This window comes from Exiguobacterium sp. PHA03 (assembly GCF_041945985.1).
Taxonomy (GTDB): Bacteria; Bacillota; Bacilli; order Exiguobacteriales; family Exiguobacteriaceae; genus Exiguobacterium_A.
Window position 1 is genome coordinate 1503759 of the sequence record NZ_JAUTYQ010000001.1, and the last position, 17814, is coordinate 1521572.

Annotated in this window: 18 protein-coding genes and 1 tRNA gene; 2 read left to right on the plus strand and 17 right to left on the minus strand. The window is 46.8% G+C overall.

Annotated features, from left to right (window positions below):
• Positions 1–159: 159 nt before the first annotated feature.
• From yihA to Q7C19_RS08055, 16 genes are all read right to left on the minus strand, one after another.
• The gene (yihA, locus tag Q7C19_RS07980) at positions 160–741 is read right to left on the minus strand and encodes a ribosome biogenesis GTP-binding protein YihA/YsxC (RefSeq protein WP_023468975.1); all 582 of its coding nucleotides are present in this window, start codon (positions 739–741) and stop codon (positions 160–162) included.
• 1 nt (position 742) lies between these two features.
• Positions 743–3052, minus strand: coding sequence for an endopeptidase La (gene lon, locus Q7C19_RS07985; RefSeq protein ID WP_035406409.1), 2310 nt, complete (start codon positions 3050–3052; stop codon positions 743–745).
• A 69-nt stretch (positions 3053–3121) separates the two neighbouring features.
• Positions 3122–4387, minus strand: a complete 1266-nt coding sequence (clpX, locus tag Q7C19_RS07990; protein ID WP_023468977.1) for an ATP-dependent protease ATP-binding subunit ClpX — start codon at positions 4385–4387, stop codon at positions 3122–3124.
• A 234-nt stretch (positions 4388–4621) separates the two neighbouring features.
• Positions 4622–5914: a trigger factor gene (gene tig, locus Q7C19_RS07995; protein ID WP_290772025.1), complete on the minus strand. Its 1293-nt coding sequence runs from the start codon at positions 5912–5914 to the stop codon at positions 4622–4624.
• Between the two features lie 110 nt (positions 5915–6024).
• The gene (locus tag Q7C19_RS08000) at positions 6025–7011 is read right to left on the minus strand and encodes a hypothetical protein (RefSeq protein WP_056062604.1); all 987 of its coding nucleotides are present in this window, start codon (positions 7009–7011) and stop codon (positions 6025–6027) included.
• A 27-nt stretch (positions 7012–7038) separates the two neighbouring features.
• Entirely contained in the window at positions 7039–7563 is a 525-nt protein-coding gene (locus Q7C19_RS08005) for a hypothetical protein (RefSeq protein ID WP_231496831.1), read from the minus strand.
• 102 nt (positions 7564–7665) lie between these two features.
• Positions 7666–7739 (minus strand) — tRNA-Arg (locus Q7C19_RS08010).
• Between the two features lie 73 nt (positions 7740–7812).
• The gene (locus Q7C19_RS08015) at positions 7813–8322 is read right to left on the minus strand and encodes a metallophosphoesterase family protein (RefSeq protein WP_214852973.1); all 510 of its coding nucleotides are present in this window, start codon (positions 8320–8322) and stop codon (positions 7813–7815) included.
• 5 nt (positions 8323–8327) lie between these two features.
• The gene (locus tag Q7C19_RS08020; protein ID WP_375091938.1) at positions 8328–8921 is read right to left on the minus strand and encodes an XTP/dITP diphosphatase; all 594 of its coding nucleotides are present in this window, start codon (positions 8919–8921) and stop codon (positions 8328–8330) included.
• Positions 8918–9673, minus strand: coding sequence for a ribonuclease PH (rph, locus tag Q7C19_RS08025; protein ID WP_375091939.1), 756 nt, complete (start codon positions 9671–9673; stop codon positions 8918–8920). The genes Q7C19_RS08020 and rph overlap by 4 nt, the downstream gene beginning before the upstream one ends.
• Positions 9674–10480, minus strand: a complete 807-nt coding sequence (racE, locus tag Q7C19_RS08030; protein ID WP_035406391.1) for a glutamate racemase — start codon at positions 10478–10480, stop codon at positions 9674–9676.
• A gap of 86 nt (positions 10481–10566) precedes the next feature.
• Positions 10567–10830, minus strand: a complete 264-nt coding sequence (locus Q7C19_RS08035) for a phosphocarrier protein HPr (protein ID WP_012371023.1) — start codon at positions 10828–10830, stop codon at positions 10567–10569.
• 65 nt (positions 10831–10895) lie between these two features.
• Positions 10896–11351 (minus strand): acyl-CoA thioesterase, encoded by a 456-nt coding sequence (locus Q7C19_RS08040; protein WP_035406388.1) that lies wholly within the window; start codon positions 11349–11351, stop codon positions 10896–10898.
• Positions 11352–11407: 56 nt separating this feature from the next.
• Positions 11408–12214 carry a succinate dehydrogenase iron-sulfur subunit gene (sdhB, locus tag Q7C19_RS08045; RefSeq protein WP_023468986.1) on the minus strand — a complete coding sequence of 269 codons (807 nt, stop codon included), beginning with the start codon at positions 12212–12214 and terminating at the stop codon, positions 11408–11410.
• Positions 12214–13977, minus strand: coding sequence for a succinate dehydrogenase flavoprotein subunit (gene sdhA / locus Q7C19_RS08050; RefSeq protein WP_056062614.1), 1764 nt, complete (start codon positions 13975–13977; stop codon positions 12214–12216). The genes sdhB and sdhA overlap by 1 nt, the downstream gene beginning before the upstream one ends.
• 19 nt (positions 13978–13996) lie before the next feature.
• The gene (locus Q7C19_RS08055; protein WP_035406385.1) at positions 13997–14614 is read right to left on the minus strand and encodes a succinate dehydrogenase cytochrome b558 subunit; all 618 of its coding nucleotides are present in this window, start codon (positions 14612–14614) and stop codon (positions 13997–13999) included.
• 213 nt (positions 14615–14827) lie between these two features.
• Between Q7C19_RS08055 and Q7C19_RS08060 the strand changes: the two genes are divergently transcribed.
• Together Q7C19_RS08060 and Q7C19_RS08065 are read left to right on the plus strand one after the other, a co-directional pair.
• Positions 14828–15265 carry a YslB family protein gene (locus tag Q7C19_RS08060; RefSeq protein ID WP_035406382.1) on the plus strand — a complete coding sequence of 146 codons (438 nt, stop codon included), beginning with the start codon at positions 14828–14830 and terminating at the stop codon, positions 15263–15265.
• A gap of 99 nt (positions 15266–15364) precedes the next feature.
• Positions 15365–15979 (plus strand): PH domain-containing protein, encoded by a 615-nt coding sequence (locus tag Q7C19_RS08065; RefSeq protein WP_023468990.1) that lies wholly within the window; start codon positions 15365–15367, stop codon positions 15977–15979.
• 42 nt (positions 15980–16021) lie between these two features.
• Here Q7C19_RS08065 and uvrC read toward each other — a convergent pair whose 3' ends face one another.
• Complete coding sequence (gene uvrC / locus Q7C19_RS08070) at positions 16022–17806, minus strand: excinuclease ABC subunit UvrC (protein WP_056062620.1); 1785 nt, start codon at positions 17804–17806, stop codon at positions 16022–16024.
• Positions 17807–17814 lie beyond the last annotated feature (8 nt).

Sequence of the window (17814 nt, forward strand, 5' to 3'; positions counted from 1 at the left end):
ATTTGTTCCTATCATTGTAACGTGAATCAAATGATGTTCATATAATGGAAATCAAAAATGTTGTAAGGAAATAATTAGATACTATTTTTAGATTACTTTAAACCCTCATAAAAAAAACGTTTTGTTCTCCTATTATAGGGGAACAAAACGTTTCATTTTTTACAGAAGACGATAAATCGCTTCCCATGCGGCATCGACGCCTTCTCCTGTCTCAGATGAGAAAGGAATTAAGGTATCTTGACCATCAAATTGCAATTTACGTTTGATTGCCGCGATATGTTTATCACGTTGACTCTTTTTGATTTTATCGAGTTTTGTCGCAACGACGATGACCGGTAGATCGTAATACTTCAAGAAATCGTACATCGTCACGTCATCCGCAGACGGATCATGTCGGATGTCGACGAGCTGTACGACACCTTTGAGGATTTCACGTTGTGTGAAGTACTTCTCCATCATCTTGCCCCACGCTTCACGCTCCGTCTTCGAGACTTTCGCATACCCGTAACCCGGTACATCGACGAACATGACTTCATCATTGATGTTAAAGAAGTTCAAAGTTTGCGTTTTACCTGGTTTCGAAGATGTCCGCGCGAGTGCTTTTCGCTGAACCAGTTTATTGATGAAAGAGGACTTTCCGACATTCGATCGCCCTGCGAGTGCCACTTCTGGCAACAATGGCTCCGGATAATGTTCCGGGTTTACGCCACTCGTAATAAAATCAGCTTTATAAATTTTCATGTTACTCTCCTTTTAATGCATGTTCGAGCACTTGCTCCATCGTCGCGACCGGAATGAATTCCATTCCTGCGCGGACGCTTTCCGGGATATCATCGATGTCCCGCGTATTATCTTGTGGTAGAAGAACGGTCGTTAAGCCCGCACGATGTGCTGCGAGTGACTTTTCCTTTAGTCCACCGATCGGTAAGACCCGTCCACGTAGTGTGATTTCACCTGTCATCCCGACGTCCCGGCGAACCGGACGCTTCGTCAAGGCGGAAATCAGTGCTGTTGCCAGTGTGATACCAGCAGATGGACCATCTTTTGGTACAGCACCTTCAGGGACGTGGATGTGGATGTCTTGCGTTTCGTAGAAGTTCGGTTCGATGCCAAGGGACGTCGCATTTGCTCGGACGAAGCTGTACGCAGTTTGAGCGGACTCTTGCATGACGTCACCGAGTTTCCCGGTTAACTGCAGTTTCCCTTTACCCGGAGCAAGACTGACTTCGATCGTCAACGTATCGCCCCCAAAAGCAGTATACGCTAAACCAGTCACTGCGCCAATCATATCTTCTAGCTCGCCTTGACCATAACGATAGATCGGTTTACCTAGGAAATCATCTAGATTACGCTTCGTCACCGTCACCCGCTTCTTCTCACCCATCGCGATTTGTTTTGCTGCTTTCCGGCAAAGTGAGCCGAGGACACGTTCAAGATTACGGACACCGGCTTCTCGTGTATAACGACGAACGACTTCTTCTAGCGCGTCTGCTTTGACCGTCAATTGACTCTTTTTCAGACCGTGTTCAGCAAGTTGCTTCGATAATAGATGACGAACGGCAATTTCCGTCTTCTCTTGTTCCGTATAGCCACCAATCTGAATCAGTTCCATTCGGTCGAGCAACGGTCCTGGGATGTTCGAGACATCATTTGCTGTCGCAATGAAGAGGACATTTGATAAATCGAACGGTTCTTCGATGTAGTGATCGGAGAAGCTGTTGTTTTGTTCCGGATCAAGAACTTCAAGCATCGCGGACGATGGGTCACCACGGAAGTCATTTGACATCTTATCAATCTCATCCAGTAAGAAGACCGGGTTATTCGTTCCTGCTTGTTTTAAACCGCGGATGATTCGACCTGGCATCGCACCGATATACGTCCGGCGATGTCCACGGATCTCCGCTTCATCGCGCACGCCACCAAGTGAGACGCGGACAAACTTCCGCTCGAGCGCTGTTGCGATGGAGCGAGCAAGCGACGTTTTCCCGACTCCTGGAGGACCAGAAAGACAGAGAATCGGACCCCGTAGCGAATCCGTCAATTGACGAACAGCGAGATACTCAAGAATTCGTTCTTTGACCTTTTCTAGACCGTAATGATCCTTTTCGAGCTGTTCCGAAGCTGCTGAAACGTTCAAGAAATCATCGGTTGCTTCGTTCCACGGTAACGAGAAGAACCACTCGAGATAGTTGCGGATGACACCATGTTCCGGACTTGTCGCCGGTACGACAGCTAAACGACTGATTTCCTTCTCGACGTTCGCAACCGTCGTTTCCGGTAAATCAAGCATGGACAGTTGCTCCCGGTATTTCGTCGCATCGCTTTCAACGGACGCCGACTCGCCACCGAGTTCTTGTTGAATCGTCTTCAATTGTTCCCGCAAGTAATACTCGCGTTGCGATTGTTCAATCGTCTTCTTCGTCCGTTCACGCATCTCACGTTCGAGTTCGACGACTTCATATTCATGTTTCATGACGTCAAGCAACATCAATCCCCGTTCGACCGGATCCTGTTGTTCGAGGAACTCCTGTTTCTTCGAGATATCGATCGGTAACTTCGACGTGATATAGTCCGTCAATGAGTCGAGACGTTCATAGGTCTCGAACCGACGACGCTCATCTGTTCCGATGCCTTTGATACGAGAGACGAGTTGACCGAACTGTTCTTTAATTAGACGAACGAGCGCTTCTTGTTTCGCCCCTTTGATGTCCATCTTCTCGATTGGTTCGATGACTGCTTGATATCCTTCGTCCGTCTCCTCAACGTTTTCAATCCGGACGCGTTCCTTCCCGATAACGCGGACACGAACTGTATCATTCCCAAGTTCACTCATCTTCGCGATTTGAACAAGTGTACCGACCTGATGCAACCCGTCGACAGACGGCTCTGCTTCTGGATCACGTTGCGTGACGACGACGAGATCGATCTCGTGTTCCTTTGATGCAAGTAAGGCTTTTAAGGATACCGGACGCCCGACATCAATCGTCAATCCGATCAACGGATACGCGACGACACCGCGTAACGGTAAAAGTGGATATTGTTTTTTCTTCATTCGAATTCCTCCTAAACAAAAAGACTCGGAAAGGCGTACAAGTAGCCTCCGAGCCGATTTGTCACGGTGTTACGCCGTTTCTTTTTCTTTCCCATGTTCAATTGTACCATCTTTCAACTCAAGCGTTGGACCGCGCTTACCAGTCAACGTTTCTGCTGTAATGATGACTTTCGCGATGTCTTCACGCGATGGAATTTCGAACATGATATCTAGCATAGTTTCTTCGATGATTGAACGAAGACCACGCGCACCTGTTTTACGTTCGATTGCGAGCTTCGCAATCTCAAGAAGTGCATCTTCCGTGAAGTCGAGTTCGACATCATCAAGTTGAAGCATTTTCTTATATTGTTTCACGAGGGCGTTTTTCGGTTTCGTCAAGATTTGAACGAGTGCCTCTTCATCGAGTGGCTCGAGTGTTGCCATGACTGGCAAACGACCGATGAACTCAGGAATCAAACCAAACTTTTGAAGATCTTCTGGCAATGCGGCTGCTAGAATTTCTTTTTGTGTGAGGTTACGGTTCTCTGAATCGTTTCCGAAGCCGATGACTTTTTTACCGAGACGACGTTTGATCGACTGATCGATACCATCGAATGCTCCACCAACGATGAACAAGATGTTCGTCGTATCGATTTGGATGAATTCTTGATGCGGATGTTTGCGTCCACCTTGTGGCGGTACACTTGCAACAGTTCCTTCCAAAATCTTCAGCAAGGCTTGTTGAACACCCTCACCAGAAACATCACGTGTAATTGACGGATTTTCTGATTTACGAGCGATCTTATCGATCTCATCAATGTAGATGATTCCTTTTTCAGCCTTCTCGACATCATAGTCCGCTGCTTGGATGAGTTTCAACAGGATGTTCTCGACGTCTTCACCGACATAACCGGCTTCCGTCAAACTTGTTGCATCTGCAATCGCAAACGGTACGTTTAAGATACGTGCCATCGTTTGGGCAAGAAGTGTCTTACCGCTACCTGTTGGACCGATCATGACGATGTTTGATTTTGAGAGCTCGACATCATCTGCGCGACCACCAGCATTGATTCGTTTGTAGTGATTATACATCGCTACAGATAACGATTTTTTCGCTTTTTCTTGACCGATGACATAATCGTCAAGTGTCGTACGAATTTCATGCGGTTTTGGAACATTCTTCAGCTCGACTTCTTCTTCTGTACCGAGTTCTTCCTCTACGATTTCATTGCAGAGTTCGATACACTCGTCGCAAATGTAAACGCCAGGTCCAGCAACAAGTTTGCGTACTTGTTCTTGTGTCTTTCCACAGAAAGAACATTTTAGCTGACCTTTTTCTTCGTTGAATTTAAACATAAAGGTCCACCCCTTTAACGTGGAAATTGTATGGACGCCTGTAGCATCCCGTCTCACGTTTTACTATTTATGATTGTAGCATGAACAAGGAAAGTCTTTCAAATCCTGGACGAACGATTTACAGTTTGATGTCCTGAACCAAGGATTGTTTGTCCTTGTTTGACCTATCGTACAAAAAAATCGACTCCAAGACCAGAAATTGGGCTTGAAGTCGATCGAAAACCATGAAATGGCTTATTTTGCTTTTGCGTTGTCGACGAGAACATCGATAGCTTTACGGAATTGAAGATCTCCTTTAAGCGTTTCAAGACCACCTTGTGGTGCAAGCATCGTTTCAAGTTGATCTGCAGGGATGTTGTAGAGTTCTGACATTGATTGAAGTTCAGTTTGAGTTTCCTCATCTGTTACTTCGATTTTTTCGTCAGCAACGATTTGCTTAAGGACGAGACGTGCCTTAACGCGCTCTTCCGCTTGCTCTTTCATTTCAGAACGCATTGCCTCTTCTGTCGTTCCAGTCAACTGGAAGTACATGTTGAGGTCGATGCCTTGTGATTGAATACGTTGTGTGAACTCTTGAACCATACGCTCGACTTCGTTTTCGACCATGACTTCTGGAAGATCAACTGTCGCGTTTTTCGTAGCCGCTTCGACTAACTCATCGCGCATTGAAGCATCAGCTTCTTGTTTGCGTGTGTTTTCGAGACGCGTACGGATTTTTGTTTTCAACTCGTCGAGTGAAGAAACTTCTTCATCCATCTCTTTTGCGAACTCATCTGTCAATTCAGGGAGCTCTTGCGCTTTGACTTCATGGATTGTTACTTTGAATGTAACTGGTTTTCCAGCGAGTGATGCTTCGTGGTATTCCTCTGGGAATGTCACTTCAAGATCTTTTTGCTCGCCAGTTTTTAAACCGATCATTTGCTCTTCGAATCCAGGAATGAAGTTTCCAGAACCGATGACGAGTGAGTAGTTCTCAGCAGTTCCGCCGTCGAATTGGTTTTCCCCATCGAAACCTGCGAAGTCGAATACGACTGTATCGCCATTCTCGATGACGCCATCTTCTTTAACGACGAGTTCTGCACCGCGTTCTTGCAATGTTTTGAGTTCAGCGTCGACGTCTTCGTCAGTAACGTTCGTTTCAACTGCTGTGTACTCAAGACCTTTGTACTCACCGAGTGTAGCTTCTGGCTCGATGACGAACGTGATTTTGAATTCGACTGGCTTGCCTTTTTCGAGTGTTTCAACGTCGATGTTTTCAAGCGCGATTGGCTCGATTCCTGATTCGACGACTGCACCTTCGATTGTGTCCTTATAAAGGATATCGAGTGCATCTTGGTACAGTGCTTCTTCACCGTACATTTTGTTGAACATTGCGCGTGGCATTTTTCCTTTACGGAAACCTGGTGTGTTCAAAGTCTTAACGACTTTCTTGAACGCTTGGTCTACCGCTTTATCAAATGCTTCAGCAGGCGCTTCATACGTGAGGACGCCGAGGCTACCTGATTGTTTTTCCCATTTTGCAGTCATGCTGAGTCCCTCCAAAATTGTCAATTAGCGTACATGTGTGTACAACAAGTCACATTATAGCACAATCGTTCTGACGATTACCACTGTTGAACGAATCGTTTCCAGATGTCTCAATCGAAGTAAATCTGCTCGAATGCGATGACTTCCGGATAGAGGATATGCACCCCCTGATATAATCGCTTCGCTAGCGGACTCAAGTCACGTTCCGGCTCTTCTTTTTCAAACGACAGACCGGCTAGTTCTTCGCATGCGAGAAGCCACTTCTCCATATCCGACCCGATTGCTTCTCGTTCTTCAAGATGAATCAACTGGTCCGAACGTAAGACGAGCAAGGCTCGAAAAGGATCCATTTTTTCTAATGTATGCATCGATGCGAGTAACGCTTGTTGTTCCTGTTGATGCGCAATCAGCACTTCTTCTAAATCTTGACGCGTCGAGATCGTCCAGTGTACATCTAAATGTGGCACATAAATGTCTGCCGGATAGGACAGATGCTCAATCACACTTCCTAATAACTGATCGATGACGAGTAGGCTTTGATGTTCTGTATCCTGAGCACGAAGATACTTGTGTGTGATGTAGTCAAAGAGCGCAGGTGTCCGTTCGAATTCAGCACCAGCCAAATGGCGCATTTGTTCGACCCAGCTTCCATGTTGCAACACATGCATCAACGCCGTTCCGGAAGTTACAGTACTCTGAGTAACATTGTTTTTTTGAACCGGTGTCGTCTTTTGTTCTCGCACCGTCATCCGCTGTTTGATCTCGTCTAACCGAAGCGCAAGTCCATACGGCAGATACGGTGACGCCGAGCGTAGAGCGAGCTTCATTGGATACCGTTCTCCGAGTTCATAAAGAAAGAGTGCGAGCACTTGCTCCACACCCTCGACTTCAAGAAAACGTTCTGCTACAGTTTCGTATCGTTCACGGTCATGCAGTAATAGCGGTTGAATGACATAGAGTCGGTATAATACGTCTTCTCCTGTCAATTGGTCAGTCTCTAATTCCTTGACCAGCCGTTCCTGTTCAGATGCGGGCAAACGGAGGATGCGCACTCGTTCCGCTTCTAATTCGTGTTCCATCCAGCGGGATGTCCCCATTTTCCGACACTCCTTTTAATTCACTGTTCAGTTTGTGAATGGATCAAGCAATGATGTCCAGTTCGTGATCGCCTCTTGTAATTTCCCTGCTTGTTCGATGCCAAGACGATTTAATGTATCGAGAGAGACGTCTGTTTCAAGAAGTCGTGTGATATCTTCTGATTGATTCACGAACTGCTCGAGCTTTGCACTTAAATTTTGTAACTCTTGCGGTGGATTTTCAAGTCCCGCCAATCGTTGGTCGATTTGGTCCAGCTCTTGATTGAACTGATCAATCGTTCCGTTTTCCTTTAACTTTTCGACTTGTTGGTCGAGCGCTTGCTCCGGATTCGTGGATTCGCGTGCTTTCGCAGCCGCTTCATTCAAAGAAGAAGATAAGTCGGACGTGACTTGTGCCGTATCTTTCGCAATCCCTTGAAGTTCTCCAGCATAATCGACACTATTTTTCACATCGTTGACCTGTTGTTTTGCATCATCAACTGTATTTGAAATCTCACTACACCCTACAAGAAACGTACTGAGTAACAGGACTGTACCAACTTTCTTCCACATCGCTTTCATCCCTTTCGAGTTCATGATACCTTAATTATAAACGAAAATTGAAATAAAAAAAAGAGACCGCCCTCGTAAGGGCAGTCTCTATTTTAATTATAGCGTCCCAAGAGGGATTCGAACCCCCGACCGACGGCTTAGAAGGCCGTTGCTCTATCCTGCTGAGCTATTGGGACGTGTCAACACGAATAAACTATACTAGAACAATTCTTTCGTGTCAATCACATTACAAAGATTGCATTTATTTTATTACAAAAATGTTCCGTCGAGGTGAAGTGCATTGACGCGATCCCCGTTCATGTCAAGAAAATCGACAGAATAGCGGTCTTGTTCTACTTCAAGAATCGCATACGTCTTGTCTGGGCGATGGCGTGGCATCCGAATCGATCCTGGATTGATGAATAACACACCATCCCGATACTCCGCCTTCGCAACATGAGAATGACCATACAAAACGATATCAGCTTGCTTTTCGTTCGCATGATGTTGCAAGACATCTAGGCTATATTTGACGTCCTGACGATGTCCGTGGACACAGAGGACCTTATGCTCGTCCATTTCCGACGTGACTTCTTCCGGGAAATCGTGTCCATAATCACAGTTCCCCCGTACAACACGATATGGATATAACGATTCAATGTCGCGTGTCAATTGAGAGTCTCCACAATGAAAAGCCAAATCCACGTCCTGATGCCGTTCGAATATCGTAAGCAGTTCTTGTTCTAGTCCATGGCTATCACTAACGATCAACGCTCTCATTTTCATCACACTCCTAGGAAAGTAGTTAAGTCCTGTTCGAGCTTGCGCAATGCATTGCCACGATGACTGATCATCGCTTTTTCTTCTTTCGTCAACTCAGCAGCCGTTTGTCCACTTGCCGTGACGAACAATGGGTCATAACCGAAACCGTTCGATCCCGTTGCTTCAAAACCGATTCGCCCTTCCATTGTTCCGCGTACCGTCAATGTTTCGCCTGTTGGTTTTGCTAGCGCGAGTACACAAACGAAGCGTGCCGTCCGCTCCTCTTCCGGAACACCTTCTAACTTTTCAAGTAGTAGAGCGTTGTTCGCTGCATCCGACTTTTCAAGACCCGCGAAGCGTGCCGAGTAGACACCTGGAGCGCCATCTAAAGCATCGACTTCAAGACCTGAATCGTCAGCAAGTACTGCGTGACCAAAGTAGGATGCTGCTTCTGTTGCTTTTAAGAGTGCATTCTCCTCGAATGTTTCACCTGTCTCATCCGTTTCTTTAGCATCCGCATGATCGAGTAACGACTCGACTGTATAGCCGAGACGCCCAAGCATGCTTTCGAGTTCCTTCACTTTACCAGCGTTATGTGTTGCGACGATGACTTTCATTTATGTTCCCCCACTTCTTCTCCTACATACCACCACGAAACACCGAGTGTCTCGCGACCGGCTTCAATCAGTTCCTTAATACCTTTTTCCCCAAGTTCGAGCATTTCGAGCATCTCTTGACGGGAAAAGGTCGACTCTTCTCCTGTTGCTTGCATCTCGACGATTTTACCGGATGAGGTCATGACGAGATTGAAGTCGACTTCAGCTGCAGCATCCTCTTCGTAGCATAAATCAAGTAAGGCATTCGATTCGACAATTCCAACTGAGATGGCGGCGATGCCCTCTTTGATTGGTGTATCGGTCAGTTTTCCCGCTTGAATCAGTTGATCGATAGCTCGAACGAGTGCTAAAAATCCACCGGTGATCGATGCTGTTCGTGTTCCGCCATCAGCTTGAATGACGTCACAATCGATCCAGATCGTCCGTTCACCAAGTTTTTCTAGATCGACGACCGCCCGAAGCGATCGGCTAATGAGACGTTGGATTTCCATCGTCCGCCCCGTCTGTTTGCCGCGAACGGCTTCTCGTGCAGTCCGCTGAGCGGTTGCCCGCGGTAACATCGAATATTCCGCATTGATCCAGCCTTGGCGTTTTCCACGCAGAAATGGTGGTACCCTTTCCTCGACGGTCGCCGTGCAGAGGACTTTCGTATCACCCAGTTCAATCAAAATCGAACCTTCCGCGTGTTTATTGATGTCAACTGATAACTGTACTGGACGGAGATCGTCCGCCGTTCGTTGGTCTGTCCGCATTTAATCTTCCTCCGTTCCAAGGACGATGCGCTCCGCATGAATGGGCTGATCGAGCCAGTCCGTTGCAATTTGGTCGAATGAGCGGATATCGCCTGTCGCGTAATAACGATGTTCTGGTGTTTGTGTCACATCTGCTGAAATCGTGTTGTAGTCAAGTAGTGCTGCTACTTCGAGTGCGGTTTCATCCCCTGAAGAGATGAGTTGAACGCCTGGTCCGATGACCCGTCCAATGACATCTGCTAAGAGCGGATAATGGGTGCACCCGAGTATTAGTGTATCCATATCGTAATTCATCAAAGGTCGTAGCGTATTCGCAACGACACGTTCGACGTATGCGCCATCCGTCTGCATCGACTCGACGAGCGGAACGAATGGCGGGCACGCTAACGATTCAACGACGACTTGTCCTTCGACATGTCGTAACGCCTTCTCGTAGGAATTACTTGTAATCGTCATCTTCGTTCCGATGACACCGATTCGTTTCGTACGTGTCACCTTGACTGCTGCACGGGCACCCGGATCGATGACACCGATGACAGGTATATTTAAACGTTCTCGCGCTTCTTTTAAGACGACAGCCGTAGCTGTATTACAGGCGATCACGATCAATTTCACATCTTGTTGTACGAGATAATCAATCATCTCCCACGTAAACTCACGAATCTCTTCTTCTGGACGCGGACCATACGGACAACGTAGTGTATCCCCGACATAGATGATTCGCTCATGGGGCAACTGTCGCATCAATTCACGTGCGACCGTCAATCCACCGACTCCGGAATCCAGTACTCCAATCGCTCGATTCACTCTTCTCCACCTCTTTCTCTCAATCTTATGGTAACAAAAAAGGACGACGGTGCAAGACCGGCGTCCGAGAATGTACGATTACAGGATTACTGAGCAAGACCTTCGCTAGTCAGCATATCTGAAAGAGTCGTGATTGCTTCAGAAGCATCGTCACCGTTTGCAACGATTTTGATATCTGAATCTTTCGCGATTCCGAGTGAAAGAACACCCATGATTGACTTCAAGTTGACAGTCTTTCCGTTGTATTCCAAGTTGATGTCTGATTGGAATTTAGATGCTGTGTTGACGAGCTGAGTAGCGGGACGAGCGTGAATGCCTGAATCCGCGATGACTTTGAATGTTTTTTCCATGATTAAGAAATCTCCCTTCACTAATAACGTACTAGTGAGTCGTTTTCGAATATGTGAACTCATTATCAAATGATAACGGATTCGAATCGATTCTGCAAGGAATTTTTATATGTCTCACTCCATGGGAATGCTTTCCCGGCACGATTGATTTGTACCATCGATGTCCGTCCTGTGAACATCAGTTCACCCTGCTCATCAAATGCCGCATAATGGACGTCACACGATGCACTTCCGACATGTACTGGGTACGCATAGACGGCGAGACGTGTCCGTGGATACACTTGGCGAATGTAATTACACTGGGCATCCGCAACGACGATGATCCCGTCTTCTGCAAGCGAGTATCCGGTCTCCTCTAACATCAATGTCCGAACGTCCTCGAAATAGACGAACGGTACCCGGTTATTCATATGACCATAGGCATCCGTCTCTGCAAAACGAACAGCGACGTCGAGTCGTGTTCCATGTTTCATTTGTTCAAGCCATGATTCGAGTTCTGGAATATAAGCTGGTACGCGCACAATCGGTTCCTCCTGTCTGAATGAAAAAAGAAGGAGCAGGCTCCTTCTTTAATAACTTATGAACTAACTGCTTCACCTGTCCGTCCTTCGTCACTACCGAAGAACTTCTTGAATGAGTGAAGTGTCGTCTGACGGTTCATCGCTGCGATCGAAGTCGTCAGCGGAATGCCTTTCGGACAAACCTCGACACAGTTTTGAGCATTACCGCACTGCATGATCCCGCCATCTTCCATCAACGCTTCAAGACGTTCTTCCTTATGGAAGGCACCTGTTGGATGCGAGTTGAATAGACGAACTTGCGAGATCGATGCTGGTCCGATGAACGTCGAACGATCGTTGACGTTCGGACATGCTTCGAGACACACGCCGCATGTCATACATTTCGATAACTCATATGCCCATTGACGTTTGTTCTCTGGCATCCGTGGTCCTGGACCTAAGTCGTACGTTCCATCGATCGGGACCCATGCTTTAACCTTTTTCAACGCATCAAACATGCGCTGACGGTCGACTTGAAGGTCACGAACGATTGGGAATGTCTGCATCGGTTGAAGGCGGATCGGTTGTTCGAGTTTATCGACGAGTGCCGTACACGATTGACGTGGTGTACCGTTGATGACCATGGAACAAGCGCCACATACTTCTTCTAGACAACCCATATCCCAGTTGATCGGTGTCGTTTTTTCACCGGCTGCATTCACAGGATTACGACGAATCTCCATTAAAGCAGAGATGACGTTCATGTTCGGACGGTACGGAATTTCAAACGCTTCATCATACGGTTTACCATCAGGTCCATCTTGACGTTGAACGATGAATTGAACCGATTTTTGCGTAGTAGATGATTCGAGTGGTGTCGCCATTATGCTTTCACCTCTTTCTTCGACTTCTTACTGTAGTCGCGTTTCCGCGGTGGAATCAACGACGTGTCGACATCTTCATAGAAGATTTCTGGATGACCATTCGTATAACGAGCCATCGTCGTCTTCAAGAACTGTTCATCATTACGTTCCGGGAAGTCCGGTTTGTAGTGCGCCCCGCGACTCTCGTCACGTTTTAAGGCACCGAGCGTAATTGCTTCGGCTAGGTCGAGCATGTGATCGAGCTGACGGATGAACGATGCTCCTTGGTTACTCCAACGCGCTGTGTCCGTTGCCGAAATGCGCGTGAACCGATCACGAAGTTCCTTGATTTTCGTGAGTGTCTCTTCGAGCTTATCGTTATAACGGACGACCGTGACATTATCCGTCATGATTTCTCCAAGTTCACGGTGGATCTGATACGCGTTTTCTGTACCTTCCATCGATAAGATATCGTTAAAACGATTGATTTCTTCGATCTTATGCGCTTCGACGACGTCTTCGCTCATCTCATGAACCGATGTCTCAAGTTCACTCATATACGCGATCGCTGACGGTCCAGCGACCATTCCGCCATATACCGCAGAAAGAAGTGAATTCGCTCCGAGACGGTTTCCTCCGTGCATCGAATAATCACATTCGCCTGCTGCGAATAGTCCAGGAATATTCGTCATCTGATCGTAGTCGACCCATAGTCCACCCATTGAATAGTGAACAGCCGGGAAAATTTTCATCGGTACTTTTCGTGGATCATCACCGACGAACTTTTCGTAGATTTCAAGGATTCCACCGAGTTTGACGTCGAGTTCTTTTGCGTCTTTATGTGATAGATCAAGATAAACCATGTTCTCCCCGTTGACGCCGAGTTTTTGATTGACACAGACGTCAAAAATCTCGCGTGTCGCGATATCTCGTGGGACAAGGTTTCCGTATGCCGGATATTTCTCTTCAAGGAAGTACCAAGGTTTACCGTCTTTATACGTCCAGACGCGACCGCCCTCACCACGTGCTGATTCACTCATGAGACGTAATTTATCATCCCCAGGAATCGCTGTCGGGTGAATCTGGATGAACTCACCGTTCGCATAGATCGCACCTTGACGATAGACAGCTGCTGCCGCTTGTCCTGTGTTGATAACCGAGTTCGTCGATTTTCCGAAGATGACCCCAGGACCACCTGTCGCGAGGATGACAGAATCCGCGGCAAATGCCTCGATTTCCATCGTCCGGAGGTTTTGACAAACCGCTCCACGACAGATGCCATTGTCATCGATGATGGCACGAAGGAATTCCCATCCTTCATATTTTTCTACCAAACCTTGCGCTTCGAACTTACGAACCTGTTCATCTAATGCGTACAATAACTGTTGCCCCGTCGTCGCTCCAGCGTATGCCGTCCGGTGATGCAACGTTCCTCCGAAGCGTCGGAAGTCGAGTAACCCTTCCGGTGTCCGGTTGAACATGACACCCATGCGGTCGAACATATGGATGATCTTCGGTGCTGCTTCCGCCATTTTTTGAACAGGTGGTTGATTTGCGAGGAAGTCTCCACCGTATACCGTGTCATCGAAATGCTGATATGGTGAATCCCCTTCCCCTTTCGTATTGACTGCTCCGTTGATGCCACCTTGTGCACAAACAGAGTGTGAGCGTTTGACGGGTACGAGTGAGAATAACTTAACTGGTACGCCTTGCTCTGCTGCTTTTATCGTAGCCATCAGACCGGCAAGCCCTCCGCCGATGATGACAAGATTCTTGTTCGCCATGTTGTCAGTTCCCCTTTCCTTACAACACGCCTGCAAACGTTAAGATCGAGCGTACGCCTACAAACGATAAACCGATGAATACGAGTGCTGCCACGTAAGACATCGCCCGTTGAGATGCTGGTGACTGCGTGATTCCCCAAGTAATACAGAACGTCCATAGTCCGTTCGCGAGGTGGAATGTCGTTGCCAAGATCCCGACGATATAGAACGCTAACATGAATCCGTTATCGACGATGTTCTGCATCATGCTCGCATCAACTTCTGTTCCCATCGCAGCGGCAATCCGAGTCTCCCAAACGTGCCATGTGATGAACACGACGAGGAACACTCCGCTAAACCGTTGCAAGACATACATCCAGTTCCGGAAATATGTATATCGTCCTGTGTTCGCAGAACCCGTGAATGCGATGTAAACACCGTAGACACCATGCAAGATGATTGGAATGAAGATGACAAAGATCTCTAAGAACAATCGATACGGAACGCTCCCCACAAATTCCGCGGCCTTATTGAAGTCTTCCTCACCACGTACGATGAAGTAGTTCGTCGTTAAGTGCGAAAGTAAAAATAACCCGATTGGAATGACGCCGAGCAGTGAGTGTATTTTACGACTCACGAAATCACGATGATTCGCCATCCAAATCCCCCCTTTTGTTTGCCAATCAACCGTTGGCGCATTTTGGTAGAAAAGCGCTTTCATAAGGAAATTCGTCTTTTCATCACTTATTCTACTCCTGTCCTTTTTAGAAGACAACCCGAGCCGTTGCATTTAACTGCAAATTTTTTCAGGAAAACAATGACCTGCTAGAATCATCTCGGTATAATGGTTGGCAGATAGGAGTGAATCATGATGGATGTTACACCAAACCAAACACCACTTTTCGGAATCGAACTGATCCGGGATTATGTGTTAACCGATCTTCTAGGATCGGATTATCGGCAAGTCATCTACTGGGCAGGTAAACGTCTCGCGCGTCAATTCCCTGTCGTGGATGAATCTGAATTGGCCTCATTCTTTGAACAAGCCGGTTGGGGAATGCTCGAAATCAAGAAACGTAAAGGAACGGTCATCTCGTTCGTACTGTCTCCTCCTGATACGACGAGAGATGAACGGCCACAAGGCTACTTTCAACTCGAAGCCGGTTTCCTCGCTGAACAGTTTTCTCGTTTTAACGGATGTGTTGCGGAAGGATATGCTGAGACGAGTAAAGAGTTTGTTCAAATCACGGTCCAAATCGATCCAAAAGATCCACTCGAACCAATCGGTCGAACTTTACATAGAATGTGACAGGAATCTTTATTTTCAACATCGAAATAGATTCATGAAACTTTTTGTAGCAAGTGATCGTAAAATCATGCGTACACAAATTGCGAGGAGGAACTTTACATGTTCAAAAAACTAGCAGCAGATTTAACGGGATTCAGTGATATCGGACAAGTCATTCATCCTGATGATTTCGACAAGGCAGCCGCTGACGATTATGTTTTACATGAAGACGGCGAAAAAATCTATTTCTTGATCAAGTCCAAATCTGACGAGTATTGTTTTACGAACTTAGCCTTGATTCACCTTGATGGAGAAAGTGCTGTCAGTTCAAAACGTGTACTCTACCGCTATCCATATGCACATTATCCAATTCGCCACGTCATGTTCGAAACGGCCGGAACAGTCGACCTCGATGTCGAGATCAAGTTCGAGATTGGTGGCAAACATTATTCGATCGACGTTGATAAAAAACAACTGGAGCACGTAAAGGATCTGTATAAGACATTACTTGCCATCGCTGAAAAACAATACGAAGGACAAAAGATGCTCGAGTTCGCGAATAGCTCATTAAATCATTCGGTCACGATTCTCGGTGGTCTTCGCCAAGGCGACATGAATGTTCCGCAAACATTCAAGGAGTTGTCTGAACAATCCTTCGAGTGGCTTCAAGGTCACTACCATCAGTGGAACCAGCGTGATTTCGGTTCGTACTACGAGAAGTACATCAACAACTAATGCCATAAAAAAAGCCGCTCTCTTCACGAGGACGGCCTTTTTTCATTCTTCATTCGCTTGGCTTAAATACTCAGCAACGGTTTCCGCTAATTTCACAGGCAATCCTGCCTCAGCCAACTGTTCGATCGTCGCACGTCTTAGACTACGCATCGACCCGAAATGACGGATCAGCTGTTGGCGTCGTTTTGGTCCGACTCCTGGTATCTCATCGAGCAAGGAACGGGTCATCCCTTTCGAACGAAGCGAGCGGTGGAATGTGATCGCGAATCGGTGGACCTCATCTTGCATACGCTGAAGTAAATAAAATGCACTTGAGCGAGGGCTGAGTTCGATCAATCGCGCATCTTCTCCAAACAACAACTGACTCGTCCGGTGTTTGTCATCTTTTTTTAATGAGCCGACCGGCAGGGATAGGCCGAGTTCATCTTGAATGACTTCTAAAGCAGCATTCAACTGTCCGACTCCTCCATCAATCAGGACGAGATCCGGAAGGCGCGCTCCCTCAAGTAACAAGCGTCGATAACGCCGACGAACGATTTCCCGCATCGATTCATAGTCATCCGGTCCTTGAACCGTCCGAATCTTGAACTTCCGGTATTCTTTTTTCAGTGGTTTACCGTCTTCAAAGACGACGAGCGCCGAAACGGCATCCGCTCCTTGGATGTTCGCATTATCGATGATCTCGATTCGGGACAATGGATGAACATTGATTGCATCAGCGAGTTCTTCTACTGCCTGAACGGTCCGTTTCTCATCCCGCGCGAGTAGTTCGAAACGTTCCGAAATCGCGTTTTCAGCATTTTTCGTTGCTAAATCAAGTAATTTCCGTTTTGATCCTCGGACCGGAACATGAATTTTGATCGAGAGCGCCTCTTTGAGCAGAAGTTGATTAACGAGTGGTGGTACATACAGTTCACTTGGTTTGATGTTCTTCTCATAGAACTGGACGATGAAACTCTCGAGTTCCTCTGCTGGTGTTCCGTAGATTGGGAAGAGCGAGACATCACGTTCAATCATCTTTCCGCCGCGGAGGAAGAAGACTTGGACACACATCCAGCCTTTATCAACGTGGATCCCGAATACATCGCGTGATGTCAAATCTGCTGTAATCATGTTTTGCTTGTTCATGATCGACTCAATGGCTCGGACCTGATCCCGTAATTCTCCGGCACGCTCGAATTCCATCGTCTCAGCTGCTTCCGCCATCTTGTGCTTCAAGCTTTCGACGAGTTCCTTCGTGTCTCCGGACAAAAAACGTCGAATTTCCGAAACGAGCGCTTTTTGTTCCGACTCGAGATTCGGGATTTCGCATGGACCGAGACACTGACCGATATGGTAATACAAACAGAGCTTCTTCGGCATCGGCTGGCATTTGCGTAGCGGATATAAACGATCTAACAGACGTTTCGTTTCGTTCGCTGCATATGCATTCGGGTAAGGACCAAAATAATGTCCGCCATCCTTCTTCAACTTACGCGTCGTAATCAAGCGCGGATATGTCTCATTCGTAATCTTCAGATAAGGATAGGATTTGTCATCCTTCAACATGATATTGTACTTCGGATCATGTTTCTTAATAAGCGTCATCTCAAGCAATAACGCTTCTAGTTCACTCGCTGTAATAATGTATTCAAAATCACGAACTTCCGCAACGAGGCGTTCCGTCTTGATATCATGTGCTCCTGTGAAATAGGAACGGACACGGTTCTTGAGATTTTTTGCTTTTCCGACATAAATGACTTCACCAAATTCATTTTTGTGTAGATAACATCCCGGCTCATCAGGCAAAAGGGATAATTTCGCTTTGATATGTTCTTGATGTCCCAAATAAATGT

Excerpts from the sequence above, each read along its gene's own strand:
- yihA (WP_023468975.1), bottom strand. The coding sequence starts at position 741 with ATGAAAATTTATAAAGCTGATTTTATTACGAGTGGCGTAAACCCGGAA.
- lon (WP_035406409.1), bottom strand. The coding sequence starts at position 3,052 with ATGAAGAAAAAACAATATCCACTTTTACCGTTACGCGGTGTCGTCGCG.
- clpX (WP_023468977.1), bottom strand. The coding sequence starts at position 4,387 with ATGTTTAAATTCAACGAAGAAAAAGGTCAGCTAAAATGTTCTTTCTGT.
- tig (WP_290772025.1), bottom strand. The coding sequence starts at position 5,914 with ATGACTGCAAAATGGGAAAAACAATCAGGTAGCCTCGGCGTCCTCACG.
- Q7C19_RS08000 (WP_056062604.1), bottom strand. The coding sequence starts at position 7,011 with ATGGGGACATCCCGCTGGATGGAACACGAATTAGAAGCGGAACGAGTG.
- Q7C19_RS08005 (WP_231496831.1), bottom strand. The coding sequence starts at position 7,563 with ATGTGGAAGAAAGTTGGTACAGTCCTGTTACTCAGTACGTTTCTTGTA.
- Q7C19_RS08015 (WP_214852973.1), bottom strand. The coding sequence starts at position 8,322 with ATGAGAGCGTTGATCGTTAGTGATAGCCATGGACTAGAACAAGAACTG.
- Q7C19_RS08020 (WP_375091938.1), bottom strand. The coding sequence starts at position 8,921 with ATGAAAGTCATCGTCGCAACACATAACGCTGGTAAAGTGAAGGAACTC.
- rph (WP_375091939.1), bottom strand. The coding sequence starts at position 9,673 with ATGCGGACAGACCAACGAACGGCGGACGATCTCCGTCCAGTACAGTTA.
- Q7C19_RS08035 (WP_012371023.1), bottom strand. The coding sequence starts at position 10,830 with ATGGAAAAAACATTCAAAGTCATCGCGGATTCAGGCATTCACGCTCGT.
- sdhB (WP_023468986.1), bottom strand. The coding sequence starts at position 12,214 with ATGGCGACACCACTCGAATCATCTACTACGCAAAAATCGGTTCAATTC.
- sdhA (WP_056062614.1), bottom strand. The coding sequence starts at position 13,977 with ATGGCGAACAAGAATCTTGTCATCATCGGCGGAGGGCTTGCCGGTCTG.
- Q7C19_RS08055 (WP_035406385.1), bottom strand. The coding sequence starts at position 14,614 with ATGGCGAATCATCGTGATTTCGTGAGTCGTAAAATACACTCACTGCTC.
- Q7C19_RS08060 (WP_035406382.1), top strand. The coding sequence starts at position 14,828 with ATGGATGTTACACCAAACCAAACACCACTTTTCGGAATCGAACTGATC.
- Q7C19_RS08065 (WP_023468990.1), top strand. The coding sequence starts at position 15,365 with ATGTTCAAAAAACTAGCAGCAGATTTAACGGGATTCAGTGATATCGGA.